Annotated in this window: 2 protein-coding genes; both read right to left on the bottom strand. The window is 38.9% G+C overall.

What is annotated here, in order from left to right; genetic code table 11:
• Positions 1-372: 372 nt before the first annotated feature.
• Entirely contained in the window at positions 373-6216 is a 5844-nt protein-coding gene (locus PPOP_RS09780; protein WP_042228274.1) for an ADP-ribosyltransferase, read from the bottom strand.
• 254 nt (positions 6217-6470) lie between these two features.
• Positions 6471-6741: hypothetical protein (locus PPOP_RS22705; RefSeq protein WP_006286123.1), on the bottom strand; the 271-nt coding region annotated here is incomplete at its 5' end.

Genomic DNA, 6741 nt, shown 5'->3' with positions numbered 1-6741 from the left:
AGGAATGTAAGGGGCTGACAAGTGCCTTTTTTTTGCATCTGATCTAAGCACTTTTACGCTGCAATTCTAGGCATTTTTAGTATGCAATAAACAAACTGGGGTACTTTTTTTCTAACTTGGGTTTTGTTATCAGAAATTTAAGAAAACGCACTGTCCAATCATCTTTTAGGCTGGTATTAGGCCTTTTGGAACGCTTAGCTTGATGGCGATGTGGCGCTATCCCTTAAAAAACGTAAATATCCTGAAGAAAGGCACTTTGAAAAGTACCCTTCTTCAGGATATAATTAAAAATTTCATGCCCTGCTAAGCCCTATTTTGATGCAATATGTTCAAAATAGTAGGCTACAGAGGGAAAAACCATTACGATACCCATCAACTTGCAAGCTTATTTATCGATTCTTTCATTGCATCAGAGGAAAAGCCATCAAATGTAATTCCTTTCTTGCGTGCTAGTTCTTTATAAAAAGCTTCAACTTTTGAGCGAATTGTATTTTTTCGCTCCACTAAATTATCTAACAATTCCTTGGCTGATTTTCCAGTCTGTTTTTCCCGTCCTTCTGCATAAGCCTTAAACATATCTGAAAATTCAGTATCTGATAAACGTTCAATCTTTTCGATAAGCGGTTTTACAGCCATAAAATCCATTTCGTATTGATTTCCCAACCACCCCTTCCACATGGTTGGGTAGTAGGGTGCATTATATTCATTTTCTTCAACCAAGGACAAAATAGAGTCTGGATTCAATGTGAAATTGGTAATTTCAGAATGATCTCCAATATGCTTCAAAGCCTGCCCTTTATCGAAGGCTACAATATGATTACGATAATCAATCCCAAAATTATCTGAATGACAATCTAGATTCGCAATCAAATAATCAATGATCTGATGCTGTTGTAACTGAACTCGATTTTCATTGCTCAATTTGCTTACATCTATTTGATCTAATCCCCAAGTTTTGAGGTCGATCATTTTCTGTAGTGAACCTGATAACTTACCCTTATCTGGTATGTCAAACGTTGTATTTTCAATCTCTACTGACGGCTGACCCAAAGCGTGTAATAGTTTATTTGCGCCAACCTCAGCTTCGCCTACCCAATCAAACTTACCAGGTTTACCATTTACTTTAAATAACCAGGAGTCCTCGTTTTGATCTTTCATAATATATTTTTCAGATTGACCACCAAGAAAATCGGCATTACCAACAAAAGTGAATCCATCGTTTGTTTGAGCAGAGGAGAAGCCCTCGAATGAAATTCCTTTCTCGTGTGCTAATTTTTTATAAAAAGCTTCAACGTCTGATCGGATTTTGTTTTTTCGTTCTTTAAAACCATGTAACAATTCCTCTACCGATTTTCCCGTCTGTTTTGCACGTTCATTTACATCACTTTTAACCATACTTAAAAATTCAGTGTCTGACAAACGTTCAATCTCTTCAATAAACGGTTTTACAGCCATGAAGTCCATTTCGTATTTATTTTTCAGCCACCCATTCCACATGGTTGCATAATAAGGCGCATTACGCTCATTTCCTTTAACCAAGGACAAAATAGAGTCTGGACTTACTGTGAAATTGGAAGTTTCAGAATGATTTCCAGTAGGCTTCAAAGCTTTATCGATTGTTACAATATTGTTGGTATGATCAATCCCAAAATGATCTGCATAACAATTTGGATTTGCAGTCAAATAATCTACTATTTGGCGTACCTGTAAATCAACCCGATTTTCATGGGTTAATTCACTTACATCTATTTGCCCTAATCCCTCAATTTTGAGGACGTTCGTGTTCTGCATTGAAGGAGAGAACCCTTCAAATGTAATTCCTTTCTCGTATGCCAATTCTTTATAAAAAACTTCAACTTTTGAGCGAATTGTATTTTTTCGCTCCACTAAATTATCTAACAATTCCTTGGCTGATTTTCCAGTCTGTTTTTCCCGTCCTTCTGCGTAAGCCTTAAACATATCTGATAATTCAGTATCTGATAAACGTTCAATCTTTTCGATAAGCGGTTTTACAGCCATGAAGTCCATTTCGTATTTATTTTTCAACCACCCATTCCACATTGTAGGGTAATAAGGTGTATTATACTTATCTCCTTCAATTAGAGACAAAATAGAATCCGGATTCAAGATCGAATTGATTAAACTAGGGTTATTACCTGTATTTTTTAAAATTTTTCCTTTATTAAGGGCTACGATATTGTTGCTATAATCAACTCCAAAATGATCTGCAGAACAGTCCAAATTTGCAATCAAATAATCAATGATCTGATATTGCTGCAACTGAACCCGATTTTCATTGGTTAATTTACTTACATCTATGTCCCCTAATCCCCGGATTTTAAGGTCGACCATCTTCTGTAGTAAACCGGATAGCTTTCCCTTATCTGGTATGTCAATCGTTTCATTTTTAACCTCTATTGACGGCAATCCTACTGTCTTCAATAGTTTATTCGTGCCAACTTCAGCTTCACCTACCCAATCAAAATATCCGGGTTTATCATTTACTTTGAATAACCATGAATCCCCGTTTTGATCTTTCATGACATATTTTAAAGGTGGTTTCACATCTGCTGTAATTTTTATTTTTTTAGTTTGATTAGTTTCATTAGTTTGATGAATTTTATTAGTATTAACAGTAATGGTTTCAACATTTTTTATAATATATTCTGTCCCACTTGGTAAAAGCATTTCAAGTTCTAAGCCGTTCTCAAAATCTGAGGGGATAGCTATTGCTTTTGCCCCTTTCGGTAGACGAAGCTCTACAAAAAATGAACGGCCAAAGGAACTGGAAATATCCGGATTAATAGAAGTACTCATATATCCGTAGTCTTTAATCGCTTGACCCGTAAATTTATCCTTAAATTGTCTGAAATTCTTTTCAAATGCTTCATGTTTTTCTACACTATAGCGAAAATCTTCTCCAGTTTCTTTAAGGACTTCTTCAGCACGTTTTGCTAATATTGCCTCCATATTTTTGTTTTGGCTAAGATAAGACTTATATTCTTCAGGGGTCAGGTGAAGTCTGAATGACATATCATTATGAAGCTTATCCAAAACCCTCTGCAAGCTCTCATTATTTAAATCAGGAATAATGAGCTCGTCTAAGCCTCGATATACGATTACATCCTCAGAAAGAGGCTCCATTTTTTCAAAAATATTATTAATATGTCTGATATTAGGATTATCCCCGGGATTACCTTTGTTTTTTCTTAACTGCCCCTGTATTTGTCGAAAACCATTTTCTCGACGAACAAAATCATCGCCCTCGTTGTAAATCATAAGTGCGTCGTATTCTTCTGGTGTTGCAACATTTTCCCACTTTCCAGCCTCCTTATTTATCCATGATTTAGCTTCAATTTCTCTATCACCCGTAAACTGTACAATTTTGTTTTCCTGTGATTGACCGGCATTTTTATTGGATTGTCTGCTATCAAGTTCTAGAATTGATGTAAATCTATTGTTGTGTTGATCTTTTGTAGCAGCTTGCTCTATATCATAAGGTAAAGGTGCATCATTCGTTTCCGCAATTTCATTTAAGGCTTGTTCAATTGCCTCCGTATCCTTCGGCTTCACAGTTGGAATGGTGTTATCTACCTCTGGCTGTTCCGTTGACTTGCTTGGCCCCGGTTGCGGTTGTTCTTCTCTCCCTACCATCACTGCAATTTCTTCTTCTATCGGCGGGGCTGGAATGTTATCATCTAACTCTGGCTGTTCCATTGACTTGCTTGTCCCCGGTTGTGGTTCTACTTCACAGCATTCTACTATTGACCGCTTGGCTCTACCTCCGATACCGCACGGTCTACAAACTCGGATCTCCTTTTCTTTTACGGCAATCTCGTCTTCAACGATCTCATCGCCTATTTGTTTCCTTGCTGTCTCTTCTACCTCAACCGCACTGTTCTTTATTTGTTTCCCTGCTGTCTCTTCTACCTCAACCGCACTGTTCTTTATTTGTTTCCCTGCTGTTTCTTCTACCTCAACCGCACTGTTCTTTATTTGTTTCCTTGCTATCTCTTCTACCTCAACCGCGCTGTTCTTTATCGCTTCAAGCTTGGTGGCCGTTCTTGATAAAATGCCTACTCCTTGACTGGCTGCTTTTATACTTAGGATCGTTGCGTCTTCTGGGCTGATAGGCACAAAACTTCCAATCGGATCAATGGCTAGCAAAATAAATTGAACGTATTTCAGTGTATCTAAAATCTGTGCTTGCCACCCAGGACTGTCGAACAAGTTATGCTCGATCATTTCAACCATAGGTAAAAATATAGGTTGTAAAGCTTGTCGTTGCCCGTTTATGTTCGCTTTGGCTTGCTTGACCTGGAGCACGTTCTCCGCTGCTGCCTCTAGATTACTCCAATATGCGGCACGCTCTTCCTCTGTCCCAGCTGCTTGCTCCATAGCGGCAACCAATTGCGCTTGGGCTACCAAATCCGATATCGTTATTTCCGAATCGATTTGCTCTATCAATTGTGCCAGCGACACCATCGTTCGCAGCACTTGTTGCTTGTCCACTTGCTGTCGGATATGCGCATTCGTTTCCGTTTCCCCGGGACCGAACAAGCTAGCCTGCAAGCTATCTTCCACGGCTCGTACCGCTTGCTTATTGGATTCCCATATCGCATTGGGTATTTGATTTGGATGCTGGAGCGATTCTGCTAAACTGTTTCCAAGCTCGGTGAAAAATTTTGCAAATGTAGGTTCATTGGCTATTTTTCTAGCCTGCTCCCCCTTTATCCCATCCATAATCCTTTTCAACTGTTGTCCCAGATCAACAGCCATACTTGCATTGTGGGAAGCTTGCTCCACGGTGGTAAATAGCCGTTGTTTTGCTTGGTTATTTTCTGTTTTCTGCGTGGATGGCATCGTTGTTCCTTGTTCTGGATGAATGGCCTGCCACAGACTGCGATAAGAGAGCCCTTGCGGGTTTTTTAGGACTTGAATCAGTTGTTTCGTCCTCGCTTCGGCACGCCGCTGTGCAGCTTCACGCTCCTCTCCCTCTTCTGACCAGTTTGCCCATAGATCGACGAGTAACACTTCACCATCAAGCCTTTGTTGTTTTACACGCTCACGAGCACTCTGCCCAATTTTGTTATAAGCCGCTTGCTCCCGTTCTTCTGCTCTTTTTAATTGCTCCTGAATAGCTGTCACTTTCTCGGCATTTTGCTGCTTAATCGTCGCTAGTAATTGATTTTCAAGTACGGCTAACTCCTCTAATCGAGATTGTTGGAAGAACTGCAATAGAGGTTCAGCATGTTTTTGGTCCATCGCCGTTAGTTGGGTGACTATATTATTCAGTTGGGTATGCAGATTCCGTTGTTTTGCTTGGAGGGGCTGAAGCAAAACCGTACTCCGCTCTTCTATGATTTCAGGTGGCAAGTGACCCAATTGGGTTTCCAATTTCGACGTCATTTGTTCTATATTTTTATAATTCGCTATCGCATGTAGGGTAGATACCATTGTTTTTACATGATCATTTGCTGGTGTACTTAATTCAGACGAAATCATCGCAATGCTTGATTCCAAGTCTTGTATCATGCTGTTTACTGCATTTGTGATCCGTTGTATTGTATGTTGATATAATTCGATTCGTTGCTGCTTCGCCTGACCATCTGCTTGTGCCGCTTTTTTTTCAACTTGCAGCAGCGCTTGTTGATTATTTTGCAGGCTTTGCTGTTGCGCTTGATGTTGGGCTTGCTTTTGCTCTAATGCAGTAATTTGCTGATCATAGTGGGCTGCCATCTCGGCTATTCTTTTCTTGGTTGCCTTCACTTGTTTTTGGCCTTCACGGATGGCTTTTATTTGCTCTATTACCCGCTTATCCGATCCTCGACCTTTAGGCCGCTTCCCCTGTAGTATTTGCGATAATAGAATCGTATCAGAAATTTTTCCTACATTGTACCCATTACTATTTTCCCTTATTTCTTTCATAATTTGTTCATAAAGTTCTTTCGCATGTTTCATTTTTGTAGCTAGCATCTTCTCTTCTTCATTTAATTTTTTTTGTTGTTCTTCTAGTTCCGTTTGTTTTTCTTTCTTTACTGCTTGTAGTTGTTCTTCGCCTATGGTGAATAGGGATTCGAGCTCTGCAGCAGGTGTTTGTCCTTTTGCATACAAATGAGAAGGAAAATAAATTTCTGTAGCTAATAAATTGCAACTTGTTACCGCAATAATAAGACTGATTCGACTTAATTTTTTCAAAGTCATCTTCCTATTCACAAATGATTACTCCCCCAAAATTTTACTATTATATTTGTATTATTATTAATAATAAATTATATTTTGCAACTGGCTAAATAAGTACCCAAGTTTTGACTTCTAGTCCGGCCTTTCAGTTTGTTGAACTACGAGCGTCCTTATTACAGAAAAATTTGTGTATATGATCATTAATTCATATCCCCCCCATTCCAAAATATTCTTCTGATGTGAATATTAATATTAATATTAATATTAAAAATTATATTTTGCAACTGTTAAATGAGAATGTGTTGTTCTACACGATCGCGAGCACTCTGCCCGATCCGGTTATAAGCCTCTTGCTCCCGGTCTGCTGCACTTTTTAATTGCTGCTGAATATCTGTCACTCTTTCGGTATTCTTCTGCTTCATCATCGCTAATAATTGATTTTCAAGTACGGCTAACTCTTCTACGGTTAACTCCTCTAATCGAGATTGTTGGAAGAACTGTAAAAGGGGTTCAACATGTTTTTCGTTCATGGCCGCTAGTTGGGTAACCATCTTATTC

It is taken from the genome of Paenibacillus popilliae ATCC 14706, assembly GCF_000315235.1.
GTDB classification, from domain to species: domain Bacteria; phylum Bacillota; class Bacilli; order Paenibacillales; family Paenibacillaceae; genus Paenibacillus_B; species Paenibacillus_B popilliae.
The sequence above is the reverse complement of the archived record's forward strand: the minus strand, read 5'-3'. Positions and strand labels throughout refer to the sequence as shown.